The 13,357-nt window shown below is 65.4% G+C and carries 19 protein-coding genes; all 19 read right to left on the bottom strand.

Features of this window, described 5'->3' with window-relative positions; translation table 11 throughout:
* Nucleotides 1-25: 25 nt before the first annotated feature.
* Entirely contained in the window at nt 26-1,420 is a 1,395-nt protein-coding gene (gene secY, locus ACPDIT_RS10040; protein ID WP_423443082.1) for a preprotein translocase subunit SecY, read from the bottom strand.
* A 15-nt stretch (nt 1,421-1,435) separates the two neighbouring features.
* Nucleotides 1,436-1,912 (bottom strand): 50S ribosomal protein L15, encoded by a 477-nt coding sequence (gene rplO / locus ACPDIT_RS10035; RefSeq protein WP_423443080.1) that lies wholly within the window; start codon nt 1,910-1,912, stop codon nt 1,436-1,438.
* Nucleotides 1,913-1,917: 5 nt separating this feature from the next.
* On the bottom strand, nt 1,918-2,577 hold the full coding sequence (gene rpsE / locus ACPDIT_RS10030; RefSeq protein WP_423443078.1) for a 30S ribosomal protein S5: 660 nt from the start codon (nt 2,575-2,577) through the stop codon (nt 1,918-1,920).
* A gap of 17 nt (nt 2,578-2,594) precedes the next feature.
* Nucleotides 2,595-2,993, bottom strand: coding sequence for a 50S ribosomal protein L18 (rplR, locus tag ACPDIT_RS10025; RefSeq protein ID WP_423443076.1), 399 nt, complete (start codon nt 2,991-2,993; stop codon nt 2,595-2,597).
* 42 nt (nt 2,994-3,035) lie between these two features.
* Complete coding sequence (gene rplF, locus ACPDIT_RS10020; RefSeq protein WP_423443074.1) at nt 3,036-3,572, bottom strand: 50S ribosomal protein L6; 537 nt, start codon at nt 3,570-3,572, stop codon at nt 3,036-3,038.
* Between the two features lie 11 nt (nt 3,573-3,583).
* A complete protein-coding gene (rpsH, locus tag ACPDIT_RS10015; protein ID WP_423443072.1) occupies nt 3,584-3,967 on the bottom strand; it encodes a 30S ribosomal protein S8 in 384 nt (127 codons plus the stop codon).
* 4 nt (nt 3,968-3,971) lie between these two features.
* Nucleotides 3,972-4,241, bottom strand: coding sequence for a 30S ribosomal protein S14 (rpsN, locus tag ACPDIT_RS10010; RefSeq protein WP_423443070.1), 270 nt, complete (start codon nt 4,239-4,241; stop codon nt 3,972-3,974).
* Nucleotides 4,242-4,255: 14 nt separating this feature from the next.
* A complete protein-coding gene (rplE, locus tag ACPDIT_RS10005; RefSeq protein WP_423443068.1) occupies nt 4,256-4,798 on the bottom strand; it encodes a 50S ribosomal protein L5 in 543 nt (180 codons plus the stop codon).
* 40 nt (nt 4,799-4,838) lie between these two features.
* The gene (gene rplX / locus ACPDIT_RS10000) at nt 4,839-5,111 is read right to left on the bottom strand and encodes a 50S ribosomal protein L24 (protein WP_423443067.1); all 273 of its coding nucleotides are present in this window, start codon (nt 5,109-5,111) and stop codon (nt 4,839-4,841) included.
* 7 nt (nt 5,112-5,118) lie between these two features.
* Nucleotides 5,119-5,484, bottom strand: coding sequence for a 50S ribosomal protein L14 (gene rplN, locus ACPDIT_RS09995; RefSeq protein ID WP_423443065.1), 366 nt, complete (start codon nt 5,482-5,484; stop codon nt 5,119-5,121).
* A 12-nt stretch (nt 5,485-5,496) separates the two neighbouring features.
* Nucleotides 5,497-5,781 (bottom strand): 30S ribosomal protein S17, encoded by a 285-nt coding sequence (rpsQ, locus tag ACPDIT_RS09990; RefSeq protein WP_423443063.1) that lies wholly within the window; start codon nt 5,779-5,781, stop codon nt 5,497-5,499.
* Between the two features lie 11 nt (nt 5,782-5,792).
* Nucleotides 5,793-5,999: a 50S ribosomal protein L29 gene (rpmC, locus tag ACPDIT_RS09985; protein WP_423443061.1), complete on the bottom strand. Its 207-nt coding sequence runs from the start codon at nt 5,997-5,999 to the stop codon at nt 5,793-5,795.
* Nucleotides 6,000-6,016: 17 nt separating this feature from the next.
* Nucleotides 6,017-6,436 (bottom strand): 50S ribosomal protein L16, encoded by a 420-nt coding sequence (gene rplP / locus ACPDIT_RS09980; protein WP_423443060.1) that lies wholly within the window; start codon nt 6,434-6,436, stop codon nt 6,017-6,019.
* Nucleotides 6,437-6,453: 17 nt separating this feature from the next.
* Nucleotides 6,454-7,158 carry a 30S ribosomal protein S3 gene (gene rpsC, locus ACPDIT_RS09975; protein ID WP_423443058.1) on the bottom strand — a complete coding sequence of 235 codons (705 nt, stop codon included), beginning with the start codon at nt 7,156-7,158 and terminating at the stop codon, nt 6,454-6,456.
* A gap of 16 nt (nt 7,159-7,174) precedes the next feature.
* Complete coding sequence (locus tag ACPDIT_RS09970; protein WP_423443056.1) at nt 7,175-7,525, bottom strand: large ribosomal subunit protein uL22; 351 nt, start codon at nt 7,523-7,525, stop codon at nt 7,175-7,177.
* Nucleotide 7,526: 1 nt separating this feature from the next.
* Entirely contained in the window at nt 7,527-7,805 is a 279-nt protein-coding gene (rpsS, locus tag ACPDIT_RS09965; protein ID WP_423443055.1) for a 30S ribosomal protein S19, read from the bottom strand.
* 6 nt (nt 7,806-7,811) lie between these two features.
* Nucleotides 7,812-8,666: a 50S ribosomal protein L2 gene (rplB, locus tag ACPDIT_RS09960; RefSeq protein WP_423443053.1), complete on the bottom strand. Its 855-nt coding sequence runs from the start codon at nt 8,664-8,666 to the stop codon at nt 7,812-7,814.
* 551 nt (nt 8,667-9,217) lie between these two features.
* The gene (locus tag ACPDIT_RS09955) at nt 9,218-11,203 is read right to left on the bottom strand and encodes a prepilin peptidase (RefSeq protein ID WP_423443052.1); all 1,986 of its coding nucleotides are present in this window, start codon (nt 11,201-11,203) and stop codon (nt 9,218-9,220) included.
* A complete protein-coding gene (locus tag ACPDIT_RS09950; protein ID WP_423443051.1) occupies nt 11,200-13,353 on the bottom strand; it encodes a hypothetical protein in 2,154 nt (717 codons plus the stop codon). The genes ACPDIT_RS09955 and ACPDIT_RS09950 overlap by 4 nt, the downstream gene beginning before the upstream one ends.
* Nucleotides 13,354-13,357 lie beyond the last annotated feature (4 nt).

Raw genomic sequence — 13,357 nt, 5'->3', positions numbered from 1 at the left:
GCGCCCGGCGACGGCCCGCGGTCGGTTAAAACCGTCCGCGGATGCGGCCCTTCTTCAAAAAACCATCATAGTGGCGCATGAGCAAGTGGGTCTCCACCTGCCGCATGGTATCCAACATCACCCCCACGGTAATGAGCAGGCTGGTCCCGCCAAAAAAGGTCGAGACCTGATACGGGATCTTCATTTCCCGGCTCAACATCACGGGGATGATGGCGATCACCACCAGGAACACCGCACCCGCCAGGGTGATCCGGTGCATGGCGTTGTGCAGGTACTCGCTGGTGGCCGCCCCCGGCCGAACGCCCGGGATGTAGCCGCCGTTCTTCTTCAGATCATCGGCGATTTGAAGCTCGTTGAACTGGGTGGCCACCCAGAAATAGGAGAAAAACAGGATCATCAGGGCGTACAGGATGATGTGGAGGTTGCCATCCCAGCGCAGGCTGATGGCCAGGTCCCGAAACAGCTTGACATCGTACACCGAGCCGAGTCGGGCAAAGATCTGCTCCGGAAACATCAGAATGGCCTGGGCGAAAATGATGGGCATGACTCCCGAATAGTTCACGCGCAGCGGAAGGAAGGAGGTTCCCCCGGCATAGACCTTGCGGCCGATGGCGCGCTGGGCGTACTGGACAGGGATTTTCCGCTGGGCCTGCGTGACAGCGATGATGCCGGCGACGACCGCGGCCAAGAGAACCAGCAGGGCCACGCCATGGCCGATGTTGTATTGCGCCTCCAGGCCCGGACCGGGGAAGAACATGTCCTTGACGGAAATCAAGGCCGCCGGCATGCGCGCCAGGATGCCAATCGTGATGACCAGCGAGACGCCGTTTCCGATGCCGCGGTCGGTGATTTGCTCGCCCAACCACACCAGGAGCATGGTCCCGGTCGTGAGGATCAGCGTGGTTTGAATGCGGTACCACCAGATTTGCAACGGCGTGTCGTCGTAGAGCACGAGCCGGCCGATGCCTTCGCCGAAGATCTTCTCCGGATGTTCCCAACCCAGAGCCATGACGAACCCCTGGCCGAGGCAGAGCAGGACGGTCAGGTAGCGGCCGTACTGGATGAGTTTCGTTCGCCCTCCCTCTTCCCGCGCCAGCTTGCTGAGCTGCGGGACGACCGCGGTCATCAACTGGATGATGATGGTGGCGCTGATGTAGGGCATGATGCCCAGCGCGCCGATGGCGCAGTTTTCGAGGGCGCCGCCGGTAAAGAGGCTGTAGAGGCCCAGCACACCGCCGCTGGGATCGCGCGCCGCCTGCTGACGGAAGAACTCGGCCAGCGCATTGCCGTCCAGGCCCGGGCAATGGATGTAGGCCGCCAGCCGGCACACCGCCAACAGCAATAAGGTGAAGAAGATGCGGGAGCGCAGCTCCGGGATCCGGAAGCAGTTGGTGAAGGTCTGGGCGATTCCGGCGAGCATACGGGGCAGCTCGGCTCAGGCGTTGGCAGCGGTAGAAGCGCCTCGGAGCGGGACCACTTCGCAGCGACCGCCCCTGGCCTCGATTTGGGCGCGGGCGGCGGCACTGAAGGCGTGGGCCCGGACGATCAGGCGGCGCGTCAACTCCCCGCGCGCCAATATCTTGATGCCGTCGGCCCGGCCGTTGGCCAACCCGGTTTTCCGCAGCAGGGCCTCGTCCACCACCGTGTCATCCTCGAACCGGTTCAGGGCTTCGACGTTGACCGGGATGTAGCGGGTGGCGAACCGGCTGTGGTTGAAGCCACGTTTGGGGAGGCGGCGGATGAGGGGCATCTGGCCGCCTTCGAAGCCCGGTCGGATGGAAGAACCGGAGCGTGCGGTCTGACCTTTGCCGCCGCGCCCGCTGGTTTTGCCGTGGCCGCTGGACTCGCCGACACCGAGGCGTTTGCGTCGGTGCTTGGCGCCCGGCCGGGGTTTCAAATCGTGTAGTCGCATATGCGTCAAGCAGATGGTGAAGCCGAGGAGGCCGCGGTTTCGGACGGGGTGTCCGTGGTTTTGCGTTTTCGGTTCAAGCCGCGCTCCTGAAAGACTTCTTCGGGCAGCCGCAACTGGAGGAGGGCCTTCAGGGTGGCCTTGGCCACATTGACCGGGTTTTTGGAGCCGAGGGATTTGCTCAGAACATCCCGGACGCCGGCGGCCTCGAGCACGGCACGGACGGTGCGCCCGGCGATGACTCCGGTGCCCTGGGAGGCGGGTCGCAGCAACACCTGGGCGCCGTCGAACCGGCACACCACTTCGTGCGGGATGGTGGGACCGAGCAACGCCACCGGCACCATATTGGCCTTGGCAATCTCGCCGCCCCGGCGGATGGCATCGGCGACTTCACCCGCCTTGCCCATGCCGAGGCCGACGCGGCCCTTCCGGTCGCCGGCCACCACCAGGGCACTGAAGGAGAAGCGTCGTCCGCCCTTGACCACCTTGGCCGAGCGGTTGATGAAGATGACCTTCTCCATCAGCTCGGGCTGGTCGCTGGTGGTAAAGGTAAGAGCGGGAGCCTCGGCGATGGCGCGGCGGGCCCCGCGGCCGGGGCGTGCTTCCTCGCGGACTTCCTCCGCGCCGGAGACGATTTCGTCGCGCAGTTGGGGTTCGATGTCAGCCACGGGAATCCTCCGTTGGGTTAAAACTCGAGACCGGCTTCACGAGCAGCCATGGCCAGGGCGGCCACCTTGCCATAGACGGGCTGCCCATCCTTGCCCATGGACCAGTGGTACCTTGCCGGGCCGCGGTCGAAGACGACCTTCTTGATGCCCTTGGCCAGGGCGGCTTCGGCGGCCAGGCGACCGATGATGCGGGCACTTCGCACATTGGCGCTCAGCTGATCCCGGTCGGGGATGGAGCGGCTGAGCGTGGACACGGCCGCGAGAGTCACCCCGCGGGTGTCGTCGATGAACTGAACGTAAATGTTCTTGTTCGTGAAACAAACGCTCATGCGCGGGCGTTCGGCGGTGCCGAAGATTTTTTTTCGCACGCGCCAACGCCGTTTCTGGGCTCGTTCGTGTTTGATCTCGACTCTCATGGGATGGTCACGGTATGGCCGTGAACGCAGGGAACCGCCGGGTTACTGGACGGTCTTGCCCTCCTTGCGAATGATGTGTTCGCCCTCGTAACGGATGCCCTTGCCCTTGTAGGGTTCGGGCGGATAAAAGCTGCGGATCTGGGCCGCGACCTGACCGACCTTTTGCTTGTCCGGGCCCTCCACGACAATCTTGGTGTTCTCCTCCACCGTGACCTTGACCTGGTCGGGCACGGTATAGACGACCGGGTGGGAAAAGCCGAGGTTGAGGGTCAGCACGTTGCCCTGAACGGACGCCTTGAAGCCGACGCCGTGGATTTCCAGGCGCTTGGTGTAACCTTCGGCCACGCCGCGGACGACGTTGTTGACCAGGGCACGCCCCAGACCGTGCATGGCCCTGGCCTGCTTGGTGTCGCCCTGACGTTCGACCCGGATTTGGTTGCCGTCCAGGCGGGCGGCCGTCAACGGCGGCAATTCCAGGGTGAGTTTCCCCTTGGGGCCCTCGGCGACCAGGGTTCGCCCCTGGATTTGCACCTTGACCTGGGGCGGAACGGGAACGGGTTGTTTACCGATGCGGGACATAGGGCAATGGGCTACCAGACGTAGCACAGGAGTTCGCCTCCGAGGTTCTTCCGTCGGGCCTCGTAACCGGTCATGACGCCTTCGGAGGTGGAAAGGATGGCGATGCCGAGGCCGCCCCGGACCTTGGGGATTTCACGGGCGCCCACATAGCAACGCAGGCCGGGCTTGCTGACGCGACGCAAGCCTTCGATGACGCAACGTTTGCCGCGGTACTTGAGGTGCAACCGCAGGGTCTTGACCTTGTCGCCCACCACGGTCCAATCGGCCAGGAATCCCTCCCGGCGCAAGACGTCGGCGATGTTCTGCTTGAGGCGCGACCAGGGCACCTCGACCACGGGATGCAGCGCGCGTGCCCCGTTGCGAATGCGGGTGAGCATGTCGGCAATGGGATCCATAGGCTTACCAGCTGGCCTTGATGACGCCGGGGATCAGCCCGTTGAGGGCGGCTTCCCGGAACGTGAGACGGGAGAGGCCGAATTTGCGGATGTAGCCGCGACGACGGCCGGTGATGGAACAGCGGTTGACCACGCGCACGGGACTGGCATCCCGCGGCAGCTTGGCCAGGCCGACGTAGTCGCGCTTGGCCTTCAGCTCGGCGCGGAGGGCGGCGTACTTTTGCACGGTCGCCATCTTGCGCTTGTTCCGTTCAATCCATGCTTTTTTGGCCATAGGAGTCCAACCGTTTAGCGGGCGGCAAACGGCACGCCCAACAGACGCAACAAGTCGTAGGCCTCGGCGTCCGTCCTGGCCGAGGTGACGAAGGTGATGTCCATGCCCTGGTGCCGTTTGATTTTGTCCAGGTCGATTTCCGGGAAAATCGTCTGGTCGGAGATGCCGAAGGTGTAATTGCCGCGGCCGTCGAAACTGCGCGGGGAGAGGCCGCGGAAGTCGCGGATGCGCGGCAGGGCGGCCGCCACGAGGCGGTCGAGGAACTCGTACATGACCTCCCGCCGGAGGGTGACGCGACAGCCGATGGGCTGGCCTTTGCGGAGTTTGAAGTTGGCCACGCTGTGGCGGGCACGGTTGATGGCGGGTTTCCGGCCGGTGATGAGTGCCAGGTCCCTGGCCGCGTCGTCCACGGCGGTTTTTTCGAGTTCGGCACTGACACCCATGTTGACGACGATCTTGACCAACCGCGGCACCTGGTGCGGGTTGGTGTACCCGTATTTTTCCTTCAGGGCCGGGACGACTTCCTCGATGTATTTCTGATAGAGTCTGGGTTTCATCGGTGGGGCTGCGCCTCCCTGGGGGGCGCCTCCAATGGGTTCAAGAGGCGGCGGGCGCGGCCTTGCGGGCCCGGCGCGCCTCGTAGACGTCCACCCGCATCACGTTGGAGACGTGGATGGGGCCTTCCCGCTCGATGATGCCCCCTTGAGGGTACTGACGGCTTTTGCGCATGTGTCGTTTGATCAGGTTCACGCCCTCGACGAAGACGCGTTGGCGTTGGGGATCCACGCGGATGATCCGGCCCCGTTTGCCCTTGTGGGCTCCGGCGATGACGACCACCTCGTCGCCGCGTTTGACGTGCAATCCGCCCATAAGACCTCTAGATGACTTCCGGCGCCAGCGAGATGATCTTCATGAATTTTTTGTCCCGCAGCTCGCGGGCCACCGGACCGAAGATGCGCGTGCCGCGCGGGTTGTTTTCCTTGTCGATGAGCACGACGGCGTTGCTGTCAAACCGCAAGTAGGAGCCGTCGCTGCGCCGGATGGGGTGGCGGGTGCGCACCACCACGGCGTTGCAGACGTCACCCTTCTTGACCTGGCCGTCCGGGGCCGCGGCCTTGATGTGCACCTTGATGACGTCACCGACGCGGGCGTACCGCTGGTTGCGGCCCAGCACGCCGATGGCCCAGGCAATCTTGGCCCCGGTGTTGTCGGCCACCTCCAAATGGGAACGTACCTGCAGCATACGACTTGTTCCTCAGGCGGCGGCGCGTTCGAGGATCTCGACCAGCCGCCAGCGTTTGGTCTTGGAGATGGGCCGCGTCTCGACGATGCGAACACGGTCGCCGACGCGGGCCTCTCCCTTTTCGTCGTGGACGTAATACTTTTTGTAAGCCTTGACCACCTTGCGGAACCGGGGGTGGGCGAAGCGCCGCTCGACCCGCACCGTGATGGTCTTGGCCATCCGGGCGGCGATGACTTCCCCGACCCGTTCCTTGCGGTGTCCCCGCTGGACCGAAGGGGTTGTTGGAGTCTCTGCCATAGGTTCGGTGTTCAAGCCGCTTGGCGTCGCAACTGGGTCACTCGGGTTTCCAGCCGGGCAATGTGCCGCCGCAGCATGCGCAGGCGGTCGGGCTTCTCCAGCTGGGCACTGGCCTTCTGCAAACGCAAATTGAAAAGCTCCTGGCGCAGGTCGCGCAGTTTGGCCTGCAGCTCCGGCAGGGTCATTTCCTGGATTTTGCGGCGTTCGTCCCTTTTCATAGGCGTCGGCAGCAGGCTCAGCCGTGGGCGTGGCGCGAAATGAACCGGGTGGCGATGGGCAGCTTGCTGGCGGCCAGGCGCAGCGCTTCGCGCGCCGTGGCCTCGGGCACGCCATCCAGCTCGAACAAGATTTGGGCGGGCCGAACCACGGCCACCCAGGATTCGACGGGGCCCTTGCCCTTGCCCATGCGCGTTTCCAACGGCTTTTTGGTGTAGGACTTTTGCGGGAAGACGCGGATCCAGAGCTTGCCGTGGCGTTTCATGTGGCGGCTGATGGCCACACGGGCGGCCTCGATCTGCTTGGTGTCGAGCCAGCAGCGTTCCAGGGCCTGCAGGCCGTATTCGCCAAAGGCCACCGTGTTGCCCCGCCAGGCAATGCCGGCGCGGCTGCCCCGGTGCATCTTCCGGTACTTGACCCTTTCGGGCATCAACGGCATGGCTCAATTCCTCCAATTCAAGGGTTGGACCTGGCCGGGGTGGCGGAACCGGTGGCGCCGGGTACGGTCCGGCCGCGCTGATTCGGGCCCGTGTTCTCGCCGTGACAGACCCAGCACTTGACGCCGATCCGACCATAGACGGTGTTGGCTTCGGCAAACCCGTAGTCAATGTTCGCCCGCAGGGTGTGCAGGGGCACCCGCCCCCAGTGATACTGTTCGACGCGGGCCAGTTCGGCTCCCCCCAACCGGCCGGCACAGCGAATCTTGATGCCTTCGATTTTGACGTCGCGGCAGTCGCGCGCGGCCTGAATCGCCTTCTTCATGGCGCGGCGGAACGAGACCCGTCGTTCCAGCTGCAGGGCGACGTTCTCGGCGATGAGCTGGGCCTCCACCTCCGGTTTGAAATTGTCGTCGATGTGGATGTAGATCTCCTTGCCGGTCATCCGGCTCAGTTCCTCCTTGATCCGGTCGATTTCGGCGCCCTTGCGCCCGATGACCACGCCCGGGCGGGCGGTCCGAATGGTGACGCGGCAGCGGTTGGCGGCCCGCTCAATGAGGATCCGGGACACGGACGCAGATTCCAGCTTCTTCTTCAGATACTGACGGATGGCAAAATCCTCCGCCACCAGCTTGGCGAAGTCCTTTTTGCTGGCGAACCACTGGGACCGCCAGTCCTTGTTGACGGTGACCCGCAGGCCAATGGGATTGGTTTTCTGACCCATACAGGCAAAGATCGGTTCAGTCGGTACTCAGCACGATGCGGACGTGGCAATGGCGTTTGCGGATGGGACCGGCGGCGCCGCGCGCCTTGGGGATGAACCGCTTGTAGGTGACGCCGGTCTCTGCGACGGCGAGCCGGATCCGCCACTGCTCGGGGCGGACCCGTTCGAATTTGCCCTGTCGCGCCAGTTCCTCGGCGTTGGCCAGGGCCGACTTGAGGGTTTGCGCGGCGTACCGGGCCCCTTTGCGCGGGATGAAGGACAACAGGGCCTGCGCCTGGAGGGCGGGCAGCCCCTGGATTTGCCGCACCACCTCGCGCATTTTCTGGGCCGACATCGGCACGTTGCGTGTAACGGCGTAAACCTCCATATCACTTCTCCGCTTTGGCAGTGTGGGCGCCGTGTTTGCGGAACGTTCGCGTGGGCGCAAACTCCCCCAGCCGGTGGCCCACCATGTTCTCGGTGACAAACACGGGCTGGAAGGTCTTCCCGTTGTGCACGTTGAAGGTCAGACCCACAAAGTCCGGCGTGATGACCGACCGACGCGACCACGTGCGGATGGGAGCCCTCGAGCCCGTGGCGCGAGCCTTCTGGATTTTCTCCAGCAAATGCAGGTCGACGAAGGGACCTTTTTTGAGCGAACGACCCATGGCTGGTTATTTCTTCTTCATCGGCAGTCCGTTGCGGCGGACCAGGATGAAGCGGTTGGAGGGTTTGTGTCTGTCGCGTGTCCGACCGCCCTTGGCCAACAGGCCCCAGGGCGACGTCAGTTGGTGCCAGCCCCCGCCCGACTTGGCTTTGCCGGCACCGCCACCGTTGGGGTGATCCACCGGGTTCCGGGCCACTCCACGGGTGATGGGGCGGATCCCCAAATGGCGGCTGCGCCCGGCTTTCCCCAAGACCACGTTGTTGTGGTCAAGGTTGCCCACCTGACCGATGGTGGCATAGCAGTTTTCGTTGATGAGACGGATTTCTCCGGACGGCAACCGGATTTGGGCGTAGCCACCGTCGCGTGACATCAAAGTGGCGGCGCTGCCGGCACTCCGAACCAGCTGGGCGCCCTTGCCCGGCACCAACTCGATGTTGTGGATGGGCAACCCCACCGGGATGGCCTTCAACGGCAGTGCATTCCCCACCTCCGGCGGGGCCGTGGGCCCGCTGACCACCTTGCTGCCCACTTTCAAGCCGTTCGGGGCAATGATGTACCGTTTCTCCCCGTCCTGGTACTGCAAGAGTGCCAGCCGGGCCGAACGACACGGGTCGTACTCGATGGCGATCACGGTCGCCTCGACCCCGTGCTTGTCCCGCTTGAAATCAACCAGGCGGATCTTCTGCTTGTGACCGCCGCCGATGCCGCGCGCGGTGATGCGGCCGTACATGTTGCGGCCACCGGTCTTTTTGCGCGTGACAACCAGGTCCTTCTCCGGTCGCGTCTTCGTGATGTCACTGAAGTCCGCGACCGTCATGAACCGCAGCGACGGCGTCAGCGGCCGAAACGTTTTTACTGGCATAAAAACCCAATTTGTTGTCAGCAATTCCTGGAGCTGCGGACCCTCAATCCCGGCCCGAAGGGGACTCGGTTGTCGGCCCGCCAACACAATGCTGTCCGTTTGATCCCCGCCTTTCGGGGCGAAACGGAGCACAAAGTTTATCACGCGGCCCTGGAAGCGCAAGGGGGTTTTTGGAAAAAATCGGGCATGCGCCGCATTCCGTTTGGGTACCTCGAAAGCCCGGCCAAATGTCGGGAGTCCTCGGCAGGCGGAGGCCGAGGGGACAGGGCGCTTCACGCGGGATCCTGAGGATCGGGTGCCAAGGCAATCGCGGCCCCCCGCGGTCCACCGGCTCGCACGGGCCCGTATGTGCGCCGAGGGCGCACCCCATCCGCGCGCCCGCGCAACGGTCCGGACACTCCCTTGCCCCCAACCCGACGACGCCCTGCCAGGGCGCAACCCGCGGATCTTCTCCCAAGGGCCGGCCCGGATTGTGACGGAGCGCGCAAAGAAGTTCCTCGAACGGACGGAGCGGGACGACCGCACGCGAACCTCCGGAACCCAGGATGGTTTCAGGTGCGGTGGGGCGGGGTGAAGGCGAGGGATTCGTCCAGCCAGGTGTCGTAGCGGAGTACGGCTTGACGTTGGCGTCGGGCCAACCGTGCGGCGCGGGACTGGGCCAGCACGCAAGCAGCGGCCGCGACGGTCTGGGCTCCGGGCCCATGGACCCGGATGTAACGGGCCAGCGCGTGGCGCAGGGGTTCGGGCAGGAACCGCACGAACAACTCGTCTTCGAGGCTCAGGAAGGTCTGGGCGCTGCCGGGATCCCCCTGGCGGGCGGCGCGGCCGTAAAGCTGCCGGTCGATCCGCGGACTCTCATGTCGCTCGGTGGCGATGACGTGGAGTCCGCCCAGCGCGGCGACGCCGGGGCCCAGTTTGATGTCCGTCCCGCGACCGGCCATGTTGGTTGCAATCGTGATTTTGCCGCGGTGACCGGCCTCTGCCACAATGCGGGCTTCTTCGCGGTGGCGGGTGGCATGGAGGAGGCTGAAGGGCAGCCCGCGTTCGGAAAGGCGTCGTGCCAGGTCTTCGCTGGCCGCCACGCTGCGCGTCCCGACCAGGACGGGCCGGCCGGTGCGATGGAGCCGCTCGATTTCTTCCACGACCGCCGCCCACTTGCTGGCGGCGTCGGGAAACACACGATCGGGCCAGTGTTGGCGAATGCAGGGACGGTGGGTGGGGATGACCACGACCGCCAGCCGATAAATGTGCCACAGCTCGGCAGCGGCCTCCCGCGCGGTACCGGTCATGCCGGAAAGGTGGCGGTAAAGGCGATAAAAGCGCTGGAAACTCAGCCGGGCCAGGGTGTGGTCGGGAGGAGTGACCGGGAGTCCTTCCTTGGCCTCGATGAGTTGGTGGAGGCCATCCCGCCAGCGGCGCAGAGGCATCAGCCGGCCGGTGAATTCGTCCACGATGACGATCTTCCCGTCCTGGACGACGTACTGGCGGTCGCGATGGAAGAACTCGCGGGCCACGAGGGCCTGCTGCAGCAGTTGACGACGCCGGGCCGGACTGCGCCAGAGGGGCGGAAGATTGTCGAGTGCCTCTTCCAACCGGGCCAGGGCCGGGGGGAGAAGCTCGACCTCGCGATGGCGCGGACGGACGAGGTAGTCGTGGCCGGGTAGGAGGGCGGCGGCAAGTTGCCACGCGCGCCGGTACACCGCCTCGTCTTCCGCGGGCGGTCCGGTGCCGGAGATGATCAAGGGGGTGACGGCTTCATCGATGAGGACGCTGTCGGCTTCATCCACGATGGCCGTGTGGAGGCCGCGCTGGACGCAACCCGTCGGCACCTGGGAGGGCAACAACAGTGCATGAAGCCACCGGCGGGCCGGGGTGTGAAGCCGGCCCCAGAGCAGGCGATCCCGCAGAAAATCGGCCACCACCTCCTTGCTGGTGGTGTAGGTCACGTCCCGGGCGTAGGCCTGCCGCCGGTCCGTGGCCGCCATGGTGGAGAGGACGCAACCGACCGTAACCCCGCAGAACTCGAACAAGGGGCGCATCCACGCTGCGTCGCGTTCTGCGAGGTAATCATTGACGGTGATGACATGGCAGGGCCGCCGGGTCCAACCCGCCAGCACAGCGGCAAGCCCGGCGGTGAGGGTTTTGCCCTCCCCGGTTGCCATTTCGGCCAGGAACCCGCGGTGCAACGCCAGGGCACCCATGAGCTGCTCGGGGAAAGGTTGCAAACCGATCGTGCGGGCGGCCGCTTCGCGGATCGCGGCCAGCGCCTGATGGAGCAGGGCGGGTTCCACGCGATTCGGTCGCCGAAATGCATCGCGAAACTCGAGCAATTGGGCCCGCAGGGCTGAGTCCGAACAGTGAGAGAATCGGGGTGCCAAACGGTCCACCAGCTCGGCTTCTGCGCGCAGGCGTCGCGCCGGACCGGCGTGGCGCCGGCACCAGCCCACGATTGCGTCCACCCGCGCGTCCAGGCCGGCCAGCACGCGGGGCGGCGGGACAGGTTCCCAGGCAAACGTTTGGCTGATGGAGACGTTCACCACCCGTACTCGCGTTGCAACAGTTGATGGAGCCGACGTGCCCACTGGTGCAGCAGTGGCTCGGGCGGCAGAGTGTAACGGATCTGCCCGGACCGTCCGTGGAGCAGCGCCACGGAGGAGGGAGCCGCCAGGAAGGCGCGCACCAAAAAGAAGGGTTCAGCGGCGCGCCGACCTTCCGGGTCTTCCAGTGCGACCGGGACCTCGCCGCCACCGCGCCAGCCCAGGGCCGGAGAGGGCAATCGTTGTTGGTCGGCGGGGACAATCCGTTGACGGGTCACGCTCAATGTTTGAGCGGCCTGACCGCGCAAACGGACCTCGGGGCGTTGGAGCGGATCTGCAAAGAGCCGGGCGGCTTCGCGCTGGTTGACCACCGCTTCGAAACAGAACTCCTCCGGGTCGAGCAACATGCCCAGGACCGTGCCCCTGGGCAGCCAGCGGCCGAGCGACTGCTCGACTTCCGGGGCGACCCAGATCCCGGTGTGAGCGGCGCGCACGGTCAACGCGGCACGTTCGGCCCCCAGTCGGGCCAGGCGCTGCTCCAGAGCGGCCCGTCGCGCCGCCAGGGGACGAAGATCCGCGGTCTGAAGATGAAGGGCGCGGCGTTCGAGGGCCCGGGTTTCTTCCAATTGGGCCTCCACCAGACGATATTCGAGATCCAGCTCGGGATTCTCGAACCGGAGCAACGGTTGACCCGCCTGAACGGATTGGCCGGGCGGTGCGAGCACGGCGGTGAGCCAGCCGGCGGTTTCGCTGGTCACCATGGAATAGTGGCTGGCCCGCGCGATCCCGGGGGCGCGAAAATGGTTGGGGAACGGCACGACGCCCAGGAAAAGGCCGACCCCGGCCACGGTGGCGCCGGTCACGGCCCAGGCGCGGGCCCGGCACCGTTCGAGCCGCGGGCTCGCAATCAAGTAATGCAGCGCTTTGACGGCGGGCACAACGACCCATCCGACGAAGCAAACCGTGGCCATGATCACGCCCAACAAGAGGAATCGCTTCCCCACGAACAACAGGATCCCCGCGAAGACCACGAGCCGATAGACGTGCCCGCAAAGGCCGTACAGGGTCAGCCACACCGCTTCCCGACGCGAGCGGGCGGGGCTTTCGGCGTTGCGGCGGCCGAATCCGTAGCGTTCCACCAGCCAGCCCAGTTGCTGATTCGCGCGCGTGTAGAGGTTCGGAATGTCCAGCAGATCCGAAAGCAGATAGTACCCGTCGAACCGCATCAGGGGGTTGGCGTTGAACAGCACGGTGGAGACGGAGGCCACGAACATCATGTTGAAGGCCAGACTGTGCAACGTGCCGGGGGCGGTGTTGGCCCACAGGAAGGTCATGAGGGCTGCGATGAACAGCTCCACCAACATGCCGGCGGCCCCCACCCACAAGCGCTGGGCCCGACTCCGGAAGCGCCAGGCAGAAGTGGCATCCACGTACGGCACCGGAGTGAAGATCATGAACATGATGCCCATGGTGTGGACTTCGCCACCGAAGTGTCGGCACAGGAAGGCGTGGCCGAATTCGTGCGCGGTCTTCAGCAGGGCAAAGCCCAGGTACAACAGCAGCAGGTTGTCCGGGGCCAGGATGCGATCGGTCTGGCGGGCCAACTCCGGGGCGTTGTCCAGGGCCACCTTGATGGCCCAGCCGACGGTCAGGCACCACAGCCCCAGCCCCGCCGGGCCGAAACACCACCGCACCCAGGGAAGAGCCCGCTGCAGGAACCGATCCGGATCCAGCAGGGGGATCCGGGCAAACATGATGCTGAGCAGGCGGGTCTGCCAGACGCGTTGCCGGCGTTGGCGCATGCGTTCGAACAACCGGGCGCTGTCGGGTGGCTGATCGGTTTGGAGCAGATTGGCCTGGTGCAGTTGGGCCAGCAAGCGGACGGCCTCTTCCTGGCTGGGGGCGCGCTCGGGCTGGGCGCGGACGCATTCCTCCCAGGCCTGCTGCACGGTGCGATCGGGTCGCAGGCGCGCCACAAACTGATAGGCCGCCGCGGGGAGGCGGAAGAACTGGTTCGTCAGCGGGTCTTCCAGCACGTGCCAGAGTTCACCGCGGAAGTACTGGCGCCGGACGCGAACATCGGGTCGCAGGGCGAGCCGTTGATCGGCGAGTCGATGCCAGCTTTCGCTCTGGAGGCTGCCGGGCTGCATGGGT

Source organism: Limisphaera sp. VF-2, from assembly GCF_049537125.1.
GTDB lineage: Bacteria > Verrucomicrobiota > Verrucomicrobiia > Limisphaerales > Limisphaeraceae > Limisphaera.
The sequence above is the reverse complement of the archived record's forward strand: the minus strand, read 5'-3'. Positions and strand labels throughout refer to the sequence as shown.

What these genes read in the sequence shown, in the direction of transcription:
- ACPDIT_RS09950 (WP_423443051.1), bottom strand. Translation starts at nt 13,353, where the DNA reads ATGCAGCCCGGCAGCCTCCAGAGCGAAAGCTGGCATCGACTCGCCGAT.
- rpsC (WP_423443058.1), bottom strand. Translation starts at nt 7,158, where the DNA reads ATGGGTCAGAAAACCAATCCCATTGGCCTGCGGGTCACCGTCAACAAG.
- rplF (WP_423443074.1), bottom strand. Translation starts at nt 3,572, where the DNA reads ATGTCCCGCATCGGTAAACAACCCGTTCCCGTTCCGCCCCAGGTCAAG.
- rplE (WP_423443068.1), bottom strand. Translation starts at nt 4,798, where the DNA reads ATGAAACCCAGACTCTATCAGAAATACATCGAGGAAGTCGTCCCGGCC.
- secY (WP_423443082.1), bottom strand. Translation starts at nt 1,420, where the DNA reads ATGCTCGCCGGAATCGCCCAGACCTTCACCAACTGCTTCCGGATCCCG.
- rplB (WP_423443053.1), bottom strand. Translation starts at nt 8,666, where the DNA reads ATGCCAGTAAAAACGTTTCGGCCGCTGACGCCGTCGCTGCGGTTCATG.
- rpsQ (WP_423443063.1), bottom strand. Translation starts at nt 5,781, where the DNA reads ATGGCAGAGACTCCAACAACCCCTTCGGTCCAGCGGGGACACCGCAAG.
- rpsN (WP_423443070.1), bottom strand. Translation starts at nt 4,241, where the DNA reads ATGGCCAAAAAAGCATGGATTGAACGGAACAAGCGCAAGATGGCGACC.
- ACPDIT_RS09970 (WP_423443056.1), bottom strand. Translation starts at nt 7,525, where the DNA reads ATGGAGGTTTACGCCGTTACACGCAACGTGCCGATGTCGGCCCAGAAA.
- rplR (WP_423443076.1), bottom strand. Translation starts at nt 2,993, where the DNA reads ATGAGAGTCGAGATCAAACACGAACGAGCCCAGAAACGGCGTTGGCGC.
- rpsH (WP_423443072.1), bottom strand. Translation starts at nt 3,967, where the DNA reads ATGGATCCCATTGCCGACATGCTCACCCGCATTCGCAACGGGGCACGC.
- rpmC (WP_423443061.1), bottom strand. Translation starts at nt 5,999, where the DNA reads ATGAAAAGGGACGAACGCCGCAAAATCCAGGAAATGACCCTGCCGGAG.
- rpsS (WP_423443055.1), bottom strand. Translation starts at nt 7,805, where the DNA reads ATGGGTCGTTCGCTCAAAAAAGGTCCCTTCGTCGACCTGCATTTGCTG.
- rplP (WP_423443060.1), bottom strand. Translation starts at nt 6,436, where the DNA reads ATGCCGTTGATGCCCGAAAGGGTCAAGTACCGGAAGATGCACCGGGGC.
- rplN (WP_423443065.1), bottom strand. Translation starts at nt 5,484, where the DNA reads ATGCTGCAGGTACGTTCCCATTTGGAGGTGGCCGACAACACCGGGGCC.
- rplO (WP_423443080.1), bottom strand. Translation starts at nt 1,912, where the DNA reads ATGCGACTACACGATTTGAAACCCCGGCCGGGCGCCAAGCACCGACGC.
- rplX (WP_423443067.1), bottom strand. Translation starts at nt 5,111, where the DNA reads ATGGGCGGATTGCACGTCAAACGCGGCGACGAGGTGGTCGTCATCGCC.